We start from the raw sequence: 20,357 nt of genomic DNA, 5'->3' as shown, positions 1-20,357 counted from the left end.
GACCACCCCAACCCCACCTCCACACCACGCGACCAACCCTCGACCGTCGGGCGCAGGGCAGTCGGCATCGGGTCGAGCGCGGCCACCGGCAGGGACGGGTCGTCGATCACCGCGTCGAGCAGGTCGGTCAGCATGGCGGCGACCGTCTCGGCGACACCCTCGCCGACGACGGACAGATCCGTCTTGACCGTGAGGCAGAGGTCGTCGCCCTCCGGTGCGGCGATGAGCGCGAGCGGATAGTGCGTGGCGTCGGACGTGCTCACGTCGCGGATCTCGAGGCCCGAGGTCCGCGACCCCGCCACGACCGTGTCCACGTCGACCGGATACGACTCGAAGACCACGAGGGTGTCGAACAGGCGCGGGTGGCCGGTCGCCGCGGTGATGTCGCCGAGTCCGACGAACTGGTGGTCGAGCATGCGGGCGCGGGCATGGTGCAGTTCACCGATGAGAGCGGCCGGCGATCGACCCGGTGCGACGTCGGCAACGACCGGCACGGTGTTGATGAACAGGCCGATCATGCCGTCGGCACCGTCGAGGTCGGCGGGCCGCCCCGACACCGTCTCACCGAAGACGACTCGTTGCTCGCCGGTGAAGCGGGACAACACGATCGACCATGCCGCATTCAGCACGGTGCTCGTCGTCGTGCCCAGCGTCCGCACCGTCCGTTCGAGGGCGGCCCGGGTGGTCGCGGACACCCGCGCCGTCACCTCGTGCCGCCGGGGCTCGCGGTCGGCACCGGGGTGCACCTGTGGACGGACCAGCGTCGGAACGATGTCGGCGAGATGCTCGCGCCAGGCGGTGATCGTGGTCGCGGCGTCGCGTCGGTCGAGCCAATCGAGGTAGGACTCGAAGTCACGTGCCGGCGTGATCGCCGGGCGGCCGAGGTGGGCCGCGAGGAGGTCTGCGACGAGAATCGGCCCCGACCATCCGTCCAGGATGATGTGGTGTGCGGTGATGACCAGTGTGCACGCGGGGCCCGTCACCGTGTCGTGGGACACCGCGGAGAACCGGATGAGCGGCGGGTCGTCCAGGACAAACGGGCGTCGTAGGTCCTCGTCGGCGATCTGCACGATCCGCGAGGCCGCGTCGGCCGTGCTCAGACCGGTGAGGTCCACGCCGCGGAAGTCGGGCTCGGTCACCGCGGGATGATCGGCCGGGGGTACGACCACGACCAGTCGACCCGACGGCGTGCGGGTGAACCCCGAGCGCAGTACACGTTGCCTGGTCAACAGCTCACGGACGGCCGGCAGGAGCATGTCGGCGGGGTGAGCTCCGTCGAACTCGATGACCGACTGGGTCACATAGGGATCGACGCCGACCAGCCGCTGGGCTTCGTAGAAGAGCCCCTGTTGGAGCGGCGTCGGCGGCCAGATCGCGTAGCGACCGCGCGTCCGTGCTGCGCGTGTCCGGGTGGCGAGCACGTGGTCGATGTCCGTCTGGTCGAGCCCGCCGATCACGTCGGTCTCGCTCGGACCCGGGTCGCCCACGGCATCCACATACGCGGCGAGCGAGGACAGTGCAGATTCCCAGCGATCGGCGATCCCGCCCAGCGCGGGCTCGTCGAACAACCCCTCGGGTGCCGTGAGGTCCACTCGCAACTCCCGACCACCCGCGGTCGCCACCGAGGCGGCCGTCACGGTCAGCGCCGCCAACGCGATCATGTCTCCCCGAACCGACGGCGGAAGCGGCGGCGCGTCACCGATCGGCACGAAATCCGTTGCCGTCGAATCGGTGTCGTCGATGCCTCCGCCCCCGAGCAGACCCAGGTAATTGACCGTGATCGGCGGGAGGGGCCGGTGTCGCAGCGGCGAGCCGGGACGCAGCCATCGCAGCGGCCCGAACGCGATGCCGTTGTCCGGCATTCGCGACTGAGTGTCCTTGAGCGCCTTGACCATCGTCGCCAGACGATGACCGGGGGTGGCCTCCTCGGCGGCCTCACCTCGTGCTGCCGGGGCGGTCGCCTCCACCGGCCCGGGGACGTCGACGCTCACGGGTACGAACGAGGTGAACCATCCGACCGTCTCGGTCAGGTCGGCGCCGGGTGCGATGCCCTCTTCGCGGCCGTGGTTCTCGATCACCATCGACACCGGACCGGACGCCGTGACCGGATCCCGCAGCGCGAATGCCACGGCCGCGGCCACCACGGTGTCCGGGCGCGCACCGAACGTCTCGGTGACCGTGCCCAAGACCCGCTCTGCCAGACCGGCTCCGACGGTGCGGGACACCGAGATCGTGGTCGCGAGACGGTCCCGGGCCCGGTCGATCTCCCACTCCGCCGGGGTCGGCGGCAGCTGGCGCGACCACCACTCGATCTCCTCTGCGCGATCGGCGAGTCCCGCCAGCACACCCGACCAGCGCCGGAACGAGGTACCCGAGGCCGCGAGGCCCGGCGTCTCCCCGTTGCGGTACTGCCACCACGCGCGTCCCAGACCCGCCACGATGGTCGGCCACGACACGGCGTCGACGCCGAGATGATGGGCGGCGACGACGAGTCGGCCGGTGCCGTCGGCGAAGCGGACGCCGATCGCCGCGACCAGTCGTCCGTCGGCCGGCGACAAGGTCGCGAGGGCGCGCGCATGGGCTGCCCGGATGGCGCTGTCGACGGAGCGCGCCGGCGTCGATGGCCGGCTCGATGTCGAGATGTCCGAGCGGTCGAGGATCTCGACCGTGATGTCACCCGGGTCGCCGTCGCCCGCCACGACGACCGGACCCCCGACGGAGTCGGTCCGCAGCGATGCGGTCAGCATCGGATGGGCCGCGACGACCGCGGTCACCACCGCGCGGACGGCGGCCTCGTCCGCCTCGACCGGCAGCGCGAGCACCGTGCTCTGCGAGAAGTCCGCGAGGTCGTCCGGGTCGTCGGCGAGGTCGAGCATCCACGCCAGGCCCGGGGTCATCCCGACCGAACCGATTGCCCCGCCCGGCATTTCGTCAAGTCCCCGGATCGCCTCCGTCTGTGCACGACGGGCCAGCTCACGGATGGTCGACGCCGCGAACACATCGCGCGGGGTCAGATGGAGCCCCGCGGCGCGCAGCATCGACGTGAGGCGGATGGATGCGATGGAGTCCCCGCCGAGTTCGAAGAACGACCGGGTCACCGGGACGCCCTCGACCCCGAGGAGTGATGCAACGATTGCGGCGACGGTCCGTTCCGCGTCGTCGGCGGGTGCGGCGTCGGCGTGGACGGCTTCCGACAACGGGTCGAAGCGCGGCGCCGGCAGCGATTTCCGGTCCAGTTTGCCGGTGCTGCCGAGCGGCGCTTCGGTCAGCGGCACCCACAGTGTCGGCCGCATGTACGCCGGCAACGACGCGGCCACCGCCTCCCGCGCGCGTGCGATGAACCCGTCCCCGTCCGGTCCACCGCCGCCGGGTCCGATGAGATATCCCACCAGGTGGTCCGAACCGCCCGGGGCGCGCGCGACGGTGACCACGGCCTGGCGTACGCCGTCGATGCCGGACAGGATCGCCTCGATCTCACCGAGTTCGATCCGCTGTCCGCGGAGTTTGACCTGGAAGTCGCTGCGTCCCAGGTACTCCAGGTCGCCCGCACGGTTACGCCGGACGAGGTCGCCGGTGCGGTACAGGCGTCGGCCGCCGCCCGCGGGATCGGCGACGAACCGTTCGGCGGTGAGGTCCGGCCGCGCCGCATACCCGCGGGCGAGCTGGACGCCTCCCAGATACAACTCGCCGGTGACGCCCGCCGGCACGGGACGCAACCGTGCGTCGAAGACGAACGTCTGGGTGTTCCACACCGGCCGCCCGATGGGCACCACGTCCGCGCCGGGGTCCGGAGTCGCGACGGCGACCTCGACGGCGGCTTCGGTGGGACCGAACAGGTTGGAGACGCGTACGTGTGGGAGCGCCACGCGCGTCGCCCGCAGCGTCGCCGGTGGCAGGGCCTCACCGGAACAGTAGAGGTGTCGCAGGCTCGGCAGGGGCGAAGCAGCATCGTCGCGGATCTCACCGGCGCCGGGAGCGGAGCGAGCGGGCCGAATGTCACCGGCGCCGGCAGCGGAGCGAGCGGGCCGGATTTCATCGATGAAGACGGCGAGCAGCGACGGTACGAAGTGCACCGTGGTGATCTGCTCGGCGTCGATCAGCCGAGCCATCGAATGCGGATCGAGATGGGCGTCGTCGGGCGCGATGACCAACCGGGCGCCGGTCAGCGCCGGGGTCAGCAGTTCGGGCACCGACACGTCGAATGTGAAGGGCGTTTTCAGGAGGACCGAGTCGTGCGGTCCGATCCCGAATTCGTCGACTCCCCATCGCAATCGGTTGAGTACGGCACGATGGGACACCGTGACGCCCTTGGGGCGGCCGGTGGACCCCGACGTGAAGATGGTGTACGCCGCGTGGTCGGGGCGCAGTATCGACAGACGTTCGTCGTCGGCGACCGGGACGGTGTCGAGTTCGACCGGGCTCGCGGCGTCCACAACGATCGCGCGGGGGACAACGTGCGCCGCGGGCGCCCGGTCGTCGCAGATCAGCGCGATCCTCGCGTGCGCGGTGTCGACCATGTGGCGAACGCGGTCGGAGGGAGCGTCGGGTGCCACCGGCATGTACTGACCGCCGGCGGCGAGTACCGCGTGGACCGCGATGACCAGTTCGATCGACCGCGGCATGCACACCGCGACGCAGTCCTCCGGGCCGATCCCCAGCGCGATGAGTTCCCGCGCGAGGGTGGCCACCCGCGCGGCGAACTCGCCGTGGGTGAGAGTGCGGCCCCCGAAACGCACCGCAACCGCCTCCGACGCTCGCAGATGGTCGGCGGCCGCGATCGCCGCCGGGATCGTGAGGTCGGGCAGGACGACCGCGGGTCCGACCGAGAGCTGTTGTTGCGCATCAGCTTCGGCTGCGGTGAGGATGGGGAGATCGGCGACCGGTAGGTCGGCGTCGGCGGCGATCGAGCTGAGTGCCGCGGACAACGCCGCGGAGATCATCTCCGCGGTCGCCGGGTCGAACAGCGCAGTGGCATAGGCGATCGAGCCGGTCAGCCCACCGTCGGCGGTCTCGCGGAAACCGATGGTGAGGTCGAATTTCGCGGCGGTGTCCTCGATCTCGACGAACTCGGTGTCGAGATCGGCCAGTGTGCCGTGCGCCGGTCCGCCGCTCGTGGAGTGGACGAGCAGCACCTGGGCGAGCGGCTCCACGTTCTCGATGCGCTGCGGGTTCACCGCGTCGATCACCCGCTCGAACGGCACGTCGGCGTTGTCGAACGCCGCGAGGTCGGCGTGCTTGACTTGCTCGAGCAACGCGCCGACGGTGAGGTGCGGCTCGACGTCGACCGACAGGATGACGGTGTTGACGAACATGCCGATCAGCTGGTCGATCTCGCGTCGGCCTCGTCCTGCGACGGGCGTGGCCACGGCGATCCGGTTCGTCGACGTCAGGCGCGCGAGGACCGCGACGGTGGCCGTGTGCGCGACCATGAACAGGGTGGCACGGCGGGCGGCGGCACGTCGGCGCAGTCGCGACACGACGGCCGCGGGCAACGACCACCGCACCGTGGCCGCGCGTCCGTCGGTCTCGGCGGGGCGCGGGCGGTCGATCGGCAGCGGGAGGATGTCGGGCAGGCCGGTCAACCGCTCGACCCAGAACTGCAACTGGCGCGCGATCACGGAGTCGGCGTCCGCGGGGTCACCGAGCCGATGTCGTTGCCACACCGCGTAATCCGCGTATTGGAAGCGCAGGGCCGGCCAGTCCGGTGCGCGGCCCGACCGCCGGGCCGCGTACGCCCGCGCGATCTCGGCCGCCAGCACCGGTGCCGACTCACCGTCGGCGGCGATGTGGTGCAGCGCGATGACGAGTACGTGGTGATCCGCCGACGCGGTGATGACGCGCACCCGTACCGGTAGGTCCGTCGTCACGTCGAACGTGGTCGTGACGAGTTCCTGGATCTCCTGGTCGACGACCTGGTCGGAGGATGCGGCGGCCCGCGGCGGGACCACGGTGTGCCCGATCTTGATGCGCCCGGCCCAGTCGTCGGGTGCATGCGCCACGGGTTCGACACCGGCGGCGCGAGCGCCCGTTTCGGCCGACGCGGACCCAGCCGCGATGGATTCCGCGCCGGTGTCGCCGTCGGGCGTCGTCGTCGGGTAGATCGTGCGCAGCACCTCGTGGCGGTCGACGACGTCGAGGATCGCCGCCCGCATCGCGGACACGTCGAGGTCGCCGCGCAGACGGACCACGATGGGGATCACGTAGGCGGCGAAGTGCGGATCGAACTGGTTGAGGAACCACATCCGGCGCTGGGCGTACGAGAGGGGCGCCGGGTCCGGCCGGCGGATCGCCTCGAGCGCGGGCAGATCGGCACCGCGACCGTGTTGCCCCGAATCGACGGCGGCGGCCAGCGCCCGGACCGTCGGCGTCTCGAACAGCGCGCGGACTCCGATCTCCACGCCGAGCGAGCCATCCAGGCGGGCCACCACCCGGGTCGCCGACAGCGAGGTGCCGCCGAGATCGAAGAACGACGCCTCGGCCGACACCTCCTCCGCGGCATCGAGTCCGAGGACCTCGGCGTAGACCGCGGCGACCGCCTGCTCGGTTGCCGTCGACGGACGGACGTGGACGTGTTCACCGAAACGCGGTGTGGGCAACGCCCTGCTGTCGAGCTTTCCGGTGGCCGTCAGCGGGATGTCGTCGATCGGCACGATCACGGTGGGCACCATGTGGGCGGGGAGCCGTCGAGCCGCGTGGGTCGCGACGTCTGCGGTGTCGGGCGCAGCGCCGGCGACACCATGGACCCAGGACACGAGGACCGTCTCACCCGAGGTCGGGTGTTCGATTCCGGCGGTCGTCGAGAAGTCCACCCCGGGGTGCTCGCCGAGAACCGCGTCGATCTCACCGAGTTCGATCCGGAGACCCCGGATCTTGACCTGGAAGTCGCTGCGGCCCAGGAAGTCCAACGTCCAGCGGCCGCTCCGTCGGCGCCATCGTACGAGATCACCGGTCCGGTACATCCGCCCGCCCGGCGCGCCGAACGGTGCCGCGACGAAGCGCTCGGCGGTCAGCGCGGTCTGGCCGACGTAGCCGGAGGCGAGGGCGGAACCCGCCAGATACAGTTCACCGGCCACGCCGGCGGGAACGGGATGCAGGCGGGAATCGAGAACTGCGGCGGTGACACCGGCGATCGGACCGCCGATGGTGACCGCGGAGTCGGGCCGCATCGGTGCCGACGATGTCGCCCAGATGGTGGTCTCGGTGGGACCGTAGAGATTGCGCATCGAGCGACCGGCGGACCATGCCCGGACCAGTTCCGGCGAACAGACGTCACCGGCGACGGAGATGACCTCGAGATCGGGGAACCCGGTGCCGGTCGCCGCGCCCGATTCGGTGACCGCCTCGGACACCGTGGCGAGGGCGGTCGGGGTGATCGTCGCGTGGGTGATGCGCTCCCGCCGCAGGATCGCCGCGAGTTCGGAGCCGCCCGTGACCCCGCCGGGCACCACGACCATGGTCGACGCGGCCGCCACCGCGACCAGTGTCTCGAACACCGCGGCGTCGAAACCCGGTGCCGCGAAGCGGAGTACGCGCGCCGCCGGCGTGAGTCCGAATCTCGCACGGGCATCGGCGACCAGATCGGCCAGCCCGCGGTGGGTGACCGCGACGCCTTTCGGCCGGCCGGTCGAGCCGGACGTGAAGATGACATAGGCCGTCTCGTCGGGGCGCGGACGTCGGGCGGACGCGACTCCGGTCTCGTCCGGACCGCCGAGCTGTTCGGCAACGACCCAGTCCACCGCCGCAGCCGCCGGTCGCAGCCCGGCGACGGCCTCGGACGAGGTGACCCCCAGACGCGCGTCGACGGTGGCCAGCATGTAGCGCAGGCGCTCCCCGGGCAGGCCGGGGTCGACGGGCGCCACCGCCGCGCCCGTGCGCGCGATCGCCCAGAACCCGACCGTGCCTTCGAGAGATCTCGGTGTGGCGAGGGCGATCACGGCGTCCGGCGCGGCGCCGCGCGCACGAAGTACGTCGGCCAGCCGGCGCGTACGGAGGTCGAGCTCGGTGTACGTCAGGTGCTGCCCGTTCTCGGTGACCGCGATGCCGTCGGGGTTCACGGCGATCGCGGCGTCCAGCAGGTCGGCGAGCGTCGACCTCGCCGACGCGAGACCCGGTGCCGCGATCACCGCATCCGAGTGATCGTCTCCGGTGGACAGGTCGCCGACCGGCGTGTGCGGCTCGTCCACCACCGCTCGCGCGATGGCGGTCATCCGACGGACGAACGCGTCCACCGTGCCGGCATCGAAGAGGGCGGTGGCATAGGTGACGATCACGCGCGTGTCGTCGGCCGGGCTGCGACCCGGCTCGTCGAGGACCGTGATCTGCAGGTCGACCTTCGCGGTGGTGACCGGGGCCTCGATCTCGGAGACGACGACCCCCGGCAACTCGACGGTCGGCCGTGCGGCGTTCTGGAATGCCAGAGCGACCTGGACCAGCGGCGGATGCGCGGTGTCGCGTACCGCGACGACCTCGTCGACCACGGTCTCGAACGGTAGATCGGCGTGATCGAGTGCGGTCACATCGATCTCGCGGATGTCGTCCAGCAGATCGGTGAACGAGGCCGCTCGACGCACCCGGCTGCGCAGCGCCAGCGTGTTGACGAACATCCCGATCAATGGGTCCAGATCGCGCTCGCCCCGACCCGCGACCGGGGTCCCGATGACGACGTCCTCGTCGGCGCCGGACCGGACGAGAGTGACCGCGAGCAGGGCGTGGACGGCCATGAACATCGTCGCGCCGTGCCGACCGGCGAGGTCTCCCAGAGCGTTCCAGGTGGCGGCGTCGAACGTCGCCGACAGCTCGGCACCCGAGTCGTCCCGAACCGGGGTGCGCGGCCGGTCCACCGGCAACTCGATGAGTGCCGGCACCCCGGCGAGACGGGTTCGCCAGTGGTCGAGCTGACGTGCTGCGAGAGACGTGGGGTCGGCGGCGTCCCCGAGCCGATGGTGCTGCCACACCGAGTAGTCGACGTATTGGATCGGCAGGGGCGCCCAGCTGGGTTCGCGGCCGGCCGCGCGCGCCTCGTATGCGGTGACGAAGTCGGTGACCATCGGCGCGACGGAGCCGCCGTCGCTGATGATGTGGTGCACCACCAGGACCAGGATCACGGCGTCGTCGGCGACGCGGATCAGGCGGGCCCGAACGGGCGCACCGGCTTCGAGGTCGAATCCACGACTGGTGATCTCGGCGATGGTGGCCGTGACGTCGCCCTCGTCGGCGCCGCGCATGTCGATCGGGGGTGTCACCCGGACGTCGTGTCGAGGGTCTCCCGCGGGCGCGATGACCTGCTCGGGAGCGCCGTCCACCGATACGAATCGCGTGCGCAGCACCTCATGTCGCGCAAGCAGATCCGCGAGAGCCGCGGCGACGACCGCAGGGTCCGGGGACCGGTCATCCGCCGCCTCCGGACCCGAACCCGATGCGGCATCGAGGCGGAGCACGGCCGGGATGAGATACCCGGCCCCGCCCGGATCCAGCGTCTCCAGAAACCAGATTCGACGCTGTGCGGGCGACAACGGGAGCACCCCGTCGCGGCCCACTCGGCGCAGGGGCACCCGGCGATCAGCTCCCCCGCGTCCGTCGTGGTCTCCGGGGTCGCGTCCGTCGATGACCGCTGCCAGACCCCGGACCGTCGGATCGGCGAACACATCTCGCGCGGAGACCGTCGTGCCGAATTGCTCGGCTGCCCGGGCGGCCACCCGGGTAGCGGTGAGCGAGTTGCCACCGAGATCGAACAACGACGTGGTGACCCCGACGTCGCTCACGCCCAAGATCTCGGCGACCAGTGCGGCCAGGGCCGCCTCGGTCGCGCCGGCGGGCGGCTCGGCGACCTCCGGGCCATCGCCGGACCCCGGATCGGGCAGCGCGCCGCGATCGAGCTTGCCGTTCACGGTGAGCGGCAGTCGGGGTAGCCGGACGAACCGGGTGGGCACCATGTACTCGGGCACCGCGGTCGCCAGGCGCGTACGGATCTCGCTGTCCGACAGCCCGACTGCGTCAACGGCCGACGAAGCGGCGCCGCCCGCGGCGACGAGGTAGCCGACCAGATGCTCGGTGTCGCCGAGCGTACGGATGTCCGCCCCCGCCGCGTCGACGCCGTCGAGCGCCGACATCGCCGACTCGACCTCTCCCAGCTCGATCCGGAAGCCGCGGAGTTTCACCTGGCCATCGCGTCGTCCCACGAATTCGATGGACCCGTTGCGGGACATCCCGACGTCGCCGGTCCGGTACATCCGACCGCCCGGCGGTCCGAACGGGTCGGCGACGTACCGTGTGGACGTCTGACCGTGCCGGTTCAGGAACCCGCGGGTGACCTGGGCGCCCGCGACGTACAGTTCACCGGGCACGCCGTCGGGCACGGGGGCGAGCCGACCGTCGAGGACGTACACCCGCGAACCGAGCAGCGGGGTCCCGATGTCGGAGGCGGTTGCCCGGTCGACGAATGCGCGCGTCAGTTCCCGACGGGTCATGTAGACGGTGGTCTCGGTGGGACCGTACATGTTGTTCAGTTGCGGGCCCGCGACATCGGCGCCGGGACGGGTCGCCGACCCGTCGGCCGCCCGGTCGGTCTGCCATGTCCGGACATGCTCGTAGTCGAGGAGTTCGCCCGAGAAGTGCAGGCGCCGAACGGAGTCGGGCAATCGACGGCCGAGGGGTGGGCGGACGACCGCCGCGAACTGATAGAACGACGACGGGGTGAAGTTGACGATCGTGACCCCGTGTCGGTCGAACGCCTCGACCACGTCGTCCGGGGCGCGGGTCGTCGCGTGGTCGAGCACGAGGAGACGACCGCCGGCGCGCAGTGCGGCCCAGATCTCGCCGACCGAGACGTCGAACGCGTAGGAGTGGAACATCGACCACACGTCGTCGGGCGAACTCTCCACGACGGCGTCGAGCGCATCGAGCAGCGACACCACGTTGTCGTGGGTGACGACAACTCCTTTGGGGCGCCCGGTGGAACCGGAGGTGTACATCACGTAGGCGCTCGACTGGGCGGTCACGTGCTCCGGCAGCGGTGGGGTCGAGACCGACCGGGCATCGATGTCGTACTGCGCCAACAGGTCCTGCGGCGTGCACAGCGGCGCGGGCATCGCAGCCCAGGCTCCGGCCGTCTCGGCGTCGGCCACGACGGCGACCGGCGACGCGTCCTCGACGATCCCGCGCAGGCGCGCAACCGGGTGTGTCCGGTCGAGGGGTAGATAGGCGGCACCGGTCTTGAGAACCGCGAGCAACGCCACGATGAGGTCCACCGAGCGCGGAAGCGCGACCCCCACGAGTGTTTCGGGACCCGCACCACGATCGACGAGGGCGTGCGCCATCCGTTCGGAGCGCTCGTCGAGTTCCCGGTAGGTGAGCGACGCCCCGTCGAGGTCGGCGAGAGCGACGGCGTCGGCACGTCGTCGTGCGGCGATCCGAAAGAGCCCCGGCAGCGACTCGCGGTCACCGAGGCCCAGGATCTCGGTGATCCGCCGGTCGAGTTCATCGACGATTCCGGCCGCGGCGGTTGCGAGTTGCGATCCGCTCAGCCCCGCGCGCGGCATCAGCGCCGTCACCGTTGCGCGGAGGGCGGCGTCGGGCGCGACGCCCCGCTCCGCCAGGGTGATCGCCGAGGCCGAGACCCGGCGGTGCAGAGCACGGAAGGTCACCGGGCCGGCCGTCCCGGACATGGCCTCGTCGTCGCCGGCATGGGCGGCGGCGAGCGCCAGCAGCCGAAGCGCGGACGGGCGGCGCAGCGACGGCTGGGCGTGCCCCGTCGAGGTGCGGGGAATCGAGGTGTCCGACGTCACGCGGGTTCCACTCGATTTCGCTGGACCGCGCCCGATCCGGCGCCCGTGTGGCCGTGCACGACGGCATCGGCGGCGGTGCGCACGCTGTCGAAGACCTCGTCGATGGACCGGTCGGCGTCGGCGAGGAGCGTCGCCACGGCGATCGTCAACGCCTCCGCCGGGTCTTCGTCGGGAATCGACATCGACATGGCGACCGCGGTTGCCTCGAGATCGGCGAAGGTCACCTGTGGCGCCCCCGCGACGCCGATGACCGTGTCGGGCGCGACGGCCGCGACCTCCGACACCAGCTCGTGCAGCGGCCGAACGGCATCGGTTCCGCGCACATCCGGCGCGTTCTGCTCCGCCCAGACGGCGAGGTCCCCGATCGCAGTGTCCGGCCGTGACACGATGTCGGCCAACAGATTTCGGAACCTCTCGGCGAACAGGGCCACCGTGCCGGGGTCGAAGAGATCGGTGTCGAAGGCGATCTGCCCGCCCAGCGCGCCGTTCCGGTCGACGCCGTCGGGGTCGCCCGGGTAGAGCATGACCTCGAGGTCCACCTTGGCGGGAAAGGACTCGGGCAGACGCGGCCGGACATGGAGCCCGTCGAGTTCGATGTCCGGGAACTCGAGATTCTGGTACGAGAGCATCACCGAGAACAACGGGTTGCGGCGTCCGCGGCGGACCGACGCACGGTCGGTCCGGGCGAGATGATCGACGATCTCGTCGAAGGACACGTCGGTGTGACCCAGGTCGGCGAAATCATCGGTGTGCACCCGTCGCAAGAGCTCCGCGAACGGCTCGTCGAGGCGAAGCCGCGTACGCAGGGGCACCGTGGTCGCGAGCATCCCCACCATGTCGGTCAGGGCGGGATCATCACGACCGGCGAACGGTGTGCCGATGACGATGTCGTCGCTTCCCGACAACCGCCCGATCAGGACCGCGAGCGCCGCGTGCAGGACGGCGAACTGCGTCGTGTTGCCCACCCGCGCCATCTGACGGAGCATCGTCGCGGTCGACGACGGGATGTCGAGATCGACCACTCCGCCCACATGGCGGGGCTCCACGGGCCGGGGCCGGTCGGTCGGGATCGTCGCCGGCTCCCCCGCCCGATCCAGACGCTGCCCCCAGTACCGCAGTTGACGCTGCCGTTCCGTCTCCCCGTCGGGCCGCGTGGTCTGCAGGCGCTCGGCGTGCCAGATCGCATAGTCGGCGAACTGCACGCGCTGCCCCACCGCACTTTTCGATCCGGCTCGCCCCGAGATGCGGGCGGAGTAGAACTCGGCGAGGTCGCGGGCCAGCGGGCCGAGCGACCCACCGTCGGCGTTGATGTGGTGGACGACGAACACCAGCAAGTGCCGGTCCGGGCTCACGCGCAGGATCGTCGCGCGTACCGCCGGGGGGCCGGTCAGGTCGAAACCAGCTCCGACGACAGCCGCGACCTCGGCGCCCAACCGGTCCTCGGCGGGCATGTCGGGCCGGTCACCGGCGAGATCGACGAGCGGAATCCGCAACGCGTGCACCGCATCCGCAGCGGGGATGATGAGTTGCACCGGTGTGCCGTCGTGCAGCGGGTAACGGGTGCGCAGCGACTCGTGCCGCGCGACGAGGTCACCCACCGCGCCCGTGAGGGCCGGGACGTCGAGCCGGCCGTCGAGTTCCAGGGTCAGGCCGACGTTGTAGGCGGGCGAGGCCGGATCGGTCTGGTTGATCGACCACAGGCCGCGCTGCACCCCCGTGAGGTCGACGAGATGAGTGCGTTCGCGCGGCGTCAGCATGCGTCCCGAGACCGCCCGGTCGGCCGTCGCCACCGCCGCCACGAAGTCCGCGACGGTCGGGTTCTCGAAGAGCAGCGACATCGGCACGCGGCGTCCGACGTGCTGTTCGACGCGATAGGCGACCTTGGTCGCCGACAGCGAGCTCCCGCCGAGTTCGAAGAACCCGTCGTACACGCTGACCTCCCGCAGACCGAGCACGTCGGCGAAGATCTGGGCCACGACGCCCTCGAGCCGGCTGCGGGGGCCGACATATTCACGTGCGGGCGAGATCTCCACCGCGGGCAGGGCGCGGCGGTCGACCTTGCCGGTCCGGGTCACCGGCAACTCGTCGAGCACCACCACGGTGTGCGGCACGAGGTGCGACGGGAGACGGGCGGCGGCGTGGTCGAGGATGTGCTCGGGTGCGGGGACCCGGTCGGCAGGGGCGGTCACATACGACACCAGCACCGTGTCCCCAGCCGGTGTCGACGTCCCGACGGTGACCGCGATGTCCACATCGGGATGGCTTGCGAGCACGCCGTCGACCTCGCCGGGTTCGACCCGCATGCCGCGGATCTTGATCTGGAAGTCGTTGCGCCCGTGGTAGACGATGTCGCCGGACGGTGTGCGCGTGACGAGGTCACCGGTGCGGTACATCCGCCCCCCGGTCTCGAACGGATCGGCGACGAACCGGCCCGCCGTCAGTCCGGGACGACCGTGGTAGCCGCGCCCGAGTGCCCGTCCCGACAGGTACAGCTCACCCAGGACACCGTCCGGCACCGGACGCAGGCAGGCGTCGAGGACCCGGACGCCGACTCCGGCGATCGGCCCACCGATAGTGACCGGTTCCGCGGGCCGGAGGGGCGCGGAGGCGGTGGCCCAGATCGTGGTCTCGCTGGGACCGTAGAGATTGAGCAGCGGGCGGCCGGCCGCATGCCACCTCGCGACCAACTCCGGAGGGCAGGCCTCGCCCGCCACCATCACGACCGAGAGTTCGGGCACCGCGGCAGGATCGAGAGTGGCGAGCGCGGTGGGCGTCATGATCGTGTGGGTGACCCGGTCACGGGCGATGATGGTCGCCAGCTCGGGACCGGCGAACACCTCGGGTGGGCTGATCGCCAGCTGGGCGCCCGAACACACCGCGAACACGATCTCCCAGACCGCGACATCGAATCCCGGTGCGGCGACATGGAGTATCCGCGAGTCCGGGCCCGCGCCCAGGCGATGCTGCTGCTCACCGACCAGTTCGGCGAACCCGGCGTTGGTCACCGTGACGGCCTTGGGCCGGCCGGTGGACCCGGAGGTGAATTGGAGGTAGGCCGCGTCGTCGAGGGCGATCGGCCGTACCCGCTCGGCGTCGGCCACCCGGTGCGTCGGCCGTCCGGCGATTCCCAGATCCACCTCGAGGTCATCGAGAACCAGCTGCGCGACCGTGGATCGGGTCGCCGAGGACCCGGCGCCGTCCGTGGTGACGGGATCCGCCGTGATGACCAGAACCGCACCGCTGTCGGCGAGCATCGCCGAACGGCGGGCGGCGGGCAGACGGGAGTCGATCATCACGAAGGCGGCGCCGCTCATGGCCACGCCCAGTACGGCCAGGACCGACCGGGGCGAGCGCGGGATGCTCACCGCGACGACGTCGCCTGGGCCGATGCCGCGTTCGATCAGGACGCGGGCGATCTGATTGGTCGTGGTCGTCACCTCGGACCAGCGGACCGCGCTCTCCCCGAGCAGGGCAGGGGCGCCGGGGTCGGCGCTCGCGAGACCGCGCGTCAGCAGTGTCGCGAGGGTCTGCTCGGGACGCGATCCCCGGGCCGGCGCCGCCAGGGTACGCATCTCGTCCGGGCGGAGCAGGTCGATCGCACCGATGCTCCGCGACGACTCGTGCACCATCTGCTCCAGGACGAACTCCAGCCGCCGCGCCATGTCACGCACCGTAGCGTCGTCGAAAAGATCGGTTGCATAGGCGAATTCGACGTCGTAACGGTCGGTGCGGTCGGTGACCGACACGGTCACGTCGTACTTCGCGGACGGTACCCGGGCATCGAGGACCTCTGCGGACCCGGCCCATCGGGCGAGCTCGGCCAACTGATCGGGTTGAACCGTCAGCGCGACCTGGAACAGCGGCGAGTGCGACGGCGACCGTTGTGGCGCGACAGCGTCCACGACCCGTTCGAACGGGACGTCGGCGCGGCTCATCGCGCGCGCGCAGCGGCGATGCGCGGCGGTGACGAAGTCGGCGACGGTGTCCCCGGGTTGCAGGGTCGTTCGCAGCACGACGGTGTTGACGAACATGCCGACGAGGTCGGCGAGCGCCGGATCGTCGCGGCCGGCGACCGCGGTCCCGATACTCACGTCGTCGGTGGCGGCCAGCCGACCCAAGGTGATCGCCAGGGCGGACTGGAACACCGCGAACGGGGTGACCGCCAACGATCTCGCGAGCTGCCGGATCCCCGCGGTCAGGCCCGTCCCGAGCACGGTGTCCACATGCGCTCCGCTACTCGACATCACCCGCGGACGCGGCCGATCGGTGGGCAACTGCAGCAGATCCGGCGCGCCGCGCAACTCCGCCCGCCAGAACTCCAGGCCCTCGACCAGAACCGACGACGGCGCATCCGGCGTTCCGAGCGTCTCGGCGCGCTCGACGGCGACATCGGCGTACTGCATCGGCAACGGTGAGAGATCCGGTTCCGCACCCGCGCGTCGACTGTCGTACGCGGTCATCAGATCTCGCAGCAGCGGCCGGAGCGAGTGCCCGTCGGCCGCGATGTGATGAAGGACCAGCACGACGATGTCGCCATCCGGATGTCCGGTCACCAGGCGGTACCGGAATGGGATCTCCTCGGCCAGATCGAAGCCCACGTCGGTGATGGCGGAGATCGCCACGTCCACATCGTCTCCGGCGTCGGTGACATGTGTCCCGCTCGCTGCGCTCCCGGCGACAGTGACATGTGTCCCGCTCGCTGCGCTCCCGGCGACGAGCTCAACGTGTGTCCCGCCGGCCAGAAGATCGGCAGCCGTGCGCGAGTCCAGGATTCGCTGCTCGGGTTCGCCGTCGACGACCGGGAACACCGTGCGCAGGATCTCGTGCCGGTCGACGACATCCCGGACCGCCCGGTGCATGGCATCGGCGTCCAGCGCGTGCGCCAGGCGCAGCGCGCCCGCCATGTTATAGGTCGACTCGGCCGGCGACATCCTGTTGATGAACCACAACCGGGTCTGCGCCTGCGACAGCGGGATTCGCGCCGGACGTGGTGGTTGCGACCGGGTCGGGGCGGACCTGTCGGACTGCGGGACGACCACGGCGCGTGACGCGAGATCGGCGAGGTCGACCGCGTCGAAGACGTCGGTCAGGGCGATCCCCAGCCCGTGGTCGACACGTGCGCGGGCCACCATCCGGGCGGCGAGCAACGAATCCGCACCCAAAGCGAAGAGATTGTCCGAGACGCTGACCCCCTCACGGTCCAACGCCTCCTCCACCAGCGACACGATCGCCCGCTCGACCGGGGTCTGCGGCGTCCGGAAACTCGTTGCGGCGGAGCCGAGTACGGGAACCGGCAGCGCGCGTGTGTCCAGCTTGCCCGAACGGGTGGTGGGAAACGCATCGAGGAAGACAATCCCCGGCGGAACCATGTGTCCGGGGAGTCGCCGTCGGCAGTGCGCACGCACAGCGTCGGCATCGAGCAGTTGCCGGGTGTCACCGGCATCATGATCGGCGCGGGATTCGGGCACGGACCCATCCCGGCGAGCACGGAGATAGGCGACGAGAACCGGTGCGGGCCCGAGATCGCGGCGGGCGACGACCGCTACCGCGTCGACGCCCGGGATCGCGGCGATCACCGCCTCCACCTCGCCGGGTTCCACGCGCTGACCCCGGATCTTGATCTGCTGATCGGTTCGTCCCAGATACTCCAGTTCACCGTCGGCAGTCCATCGGACCAGATCCCCGGTGCGGTACATCCGGGCACCCACGCCCCCCCGCGGATCGGCCGTGAACCTGCCCGATGTCAGTCCCGGAGCACCGACGTAGCACGAAGCCAGCTGCGGCCCCACCAGATACAACTCGCCGGCGACCCCGACCGGAACCGGACGTAGTCGGCCGTCGAGGACCCGCACCTCGGTCCCCGGTACCGGGTGTCCGATCGGAACGACGGGACCATCCGTCGTGACCCGCTGGGCGGTCACGTCGATCGCCGCCTCGGTCGGCCCGTACAGATTCACCAGTCCGGCACGGGTGGTCGACCGTACGCGCCGGGCGAGCCGGGCCGGCAGCGCCTCGCCGGACGTGAACACCCATCGCACGTGGTCGGGTAGGGAGAGTCGTTCGTGCGCCACCGTGTCGGTTCCGCCGAACTCGTCGACGGAGTGAGTCGTCGAATCACCGGGGTCCGGTCCGAGCACCACGTCGAGATAGGCATCGAGCATCGACGGCACGAAATGCAGGACGGTGACGCCGGAGCGCGCGATGAGGTCGCGGAGGTACGCGGGATCGCGGTGTCCGCCGGGCGCCGCGATCACCATCCGCGCCCCGACGCGCAACGGCCACAGCAACTCCCAGACCGACACGTCGAAGGTTGCCGGCGTCTTGTACAGTACGGCGTCGCCCGCGGCGATCGGGTGATCGTGCTGCATCCACCCGAGGCGTTGCTCGATCGCCCGATGACCGATCTCGACACCTTTGGGCGTCCCGGTCGATCCCGACGTGAAGATGACGTAGGCGGCCAGATCAGCCGGAACCCGGGTCTCCCGATGCGGCCGTGCAGTCGGACCGGGAAGCGGGGAGTCGAGACCGGCGATGAAGTGTGCGTCGACGACCAGGGCGGGTTCGACCGCGGCGATGATCGCCTGTCGCCGCTCGTCCGGTTCGGCCGGATCGACCGGCACGTAGGCCGCACCCAGCCCGATCGCGGCATACACGGCGCACACCTGCTCGATCGAGCGGTCCAGTGCCACGACGATGCGATCGCCGCGCCGGGCGCCCAGACTCGTGAACCGGTCCGCGAATGTGTCGCAGGCACGCGCGAAGTCGCGGTAGGTGAGGGTGGTGTCGCCGAACGTCACCGCGGGCGCGTCCGGCGTCGACTCGACCTGGCGATCGAAGGCGGCCAGCACGTGCTCACCGCCCACGCCGAGGGCCGGCCCGCCGGAACCGAGGTGATCCAGGGTTGCCGACTCCCCGGCCATCAGCAGGTCGAGGTCGGTGACAGGCCGGTTCGGGTGCGCGACGAACTGTGTGAGCACGTTGAGCAGGCGACCGCGATGTGCCTCGAGTTCCGCCGACCCGTACAGCGTGGGGTTCGCGTGCAGACCCACTTCCAGCGGGGCCTCCGGGCCGGCCGCGAAGACGTTCATCACCAGGTCTTCGACCAGACCGGCGGACAGCATGTGATAGCGCACGCGGGCGCCGTCGATGACGATCGGCTTGTCGAACAGCAACAGGTTGACCAGCGGTCCGAACGACGTACCGCGGGCATCACCGAAACCGGCTGCCGCCCTGATGTCCTCGGATCGATACCGTTGATGGCGCAGACCCGCGGTGATCTCCGCGCTGACCGCCGCGACGACGTCGGCGCACGTCGCGGAGGAGATTCCGTCCACGCGCAGCGGCAACATGTTGGAGACCATCCCGGCCGAGTGCCGGACGCGCGCCGTCGTCCGTGCGGTGACCGGCAGACTGAGGACGATGTCGTCGCTGCCGGACATGCGCGCGAGGAACGCGGCGAACGCGGCGGTGAGGATGGCGGCAACCGAGGCGTCGAGATCCCGGGCGCACCGACGCAGCGCCTCATCCAGTTCCGGACCTAGCAGCCCGGCGGAGACGACGGTCTCGTTGCGGACGCCGGCGGTGGCCGGGTGTGCCGCGAGGCTGACCCGCTCGGGGAGCCCGGCGGCACGTTCCTGCCAGAACTCGCGGTCTTTGTCGAACCGCGTGCTCTGCCGGTAGGCGGCGTCGTCGGCGACCACCTCGGCGATGCTGGCGCGGCGGACCGGTCGGCGCCCGGTTCGCGGCGGCACCGTGGCAGCGACCTCCGCCGCAGTATTCGGTGCGCGGTGCTCGTTGTAGCGCGCCACCGCTTCGTGCAGGCACATCAGCGCGCCGTATCCGTCGAACGCGATGTGGTGCCCGCGCATGTACCAGTACGTCCGGTCGTCGGCGATCCGGATGAAGGCCGCGACGGCGACCGGATCGGCCAGCAGGTCCACGGACCGCTGATGGTCGGCGCGCATCCAGTCGGCGGCTGCCGCTTCGGGATCCGGGTGCGTCCGCAGATCGACGTCGATCACGTCGAACGGAACGGAGAAGTCGATGTATTGCCGAGGCGTGCCGTCGACCTCGACCACGCGCGTGTACGCCGTCTGCAGGTCGCGTGCCGCCTCCAGTACTCCCCGACGGAACAACTCCCGATCGAACGGGCGTCCGTCGTCGACGATGTCGAGGTAGTGCGCGACGGTGACCGAGTGGTCGTCGACCAGGTTCTCGGCAAACCACATGGCGCGTTGGGCCGCGGTCAGATCCAGTAGATCCGCCCCTCGAGGCGCGCGGAGTGCCCCCGGGCGCCAGTCTCCCCCAGTCCCATCTCGGTGGGACACAGTGTCATCCATGCGTCGTCCGACGTCGGTTTCGGCGATTGGGTCGCTCGACGATGACGCCCCCGCGTCCCCCCGCAGCGATCGTCGAACAGCAACGAATCATACGCGGTACATCGCATCCGCTTCGGAAAGTGATACATCCCGCACGACCGGCCGTTCCCGACGATCAGACGAGTTCGAAAACTGGTGTGACAGATGGGATCACCCGAGTGCGTTGGAGCCACACTGGTCACTCTCGTACCGTCTG

2 protein-coding genes are annotated in these 20,357 nt (G+C 70.7%); both read right to left on the bottom strand.

Features of this window, described 5'->3' with window-relative positions; all coding sequences use genetic code 11:
• A partial coding sequence (locus JW364_RS19750; RefSeq protein ID WP_205334532.1) for a non-ribosomal peptide synthetase occupies nucleotides 1-11,783 on the bottom strand: 11,783 nt, incomplete at its 3' end.
• The gene (locus JW364_RS19745) at nucleotides 11,780-20,011 is read right to left on the bottom strand and encodes an amino acid adenylation domain-containing protein (RefSeq protein WP_240199350.1); all 8,232 of its coding nucleotides are present in this window, start codon (nucleotides 20,009-20,011) and stop codon (nucleotides 11,780-11,782) included. The genes JW364_RS19745 and JW364_RS19750, both read right to left, overlap by 4 nt.
• Between the last annotated feature and the right edge of the window lie 346 nt (nucleotides 20,012-20,357).

It is taken from the genome of Gordonia sp. BP-119 (assembly GCF_016924115.1).
Lineage (GTDB): Bacteria > Actinomycetota > Actinomycetes > Mycobacteriales > Mycobacteriaceae > Gordonia > Gordonia hongkongensis.
Note: the sequence above shows the minus strand (reverse complement) of the source record. Positions and strands in the feature narration are given on the sequence as shown.

Coding starts and splice junctions, on each gene's coding strand:
- JW364_RS19745 (WP_240199350.1), bottom strand. CDS start 20,011: ATGTGGTTTGCCGAGAACCTGGTCGACGACCACTCGGTCACCGTCGCG.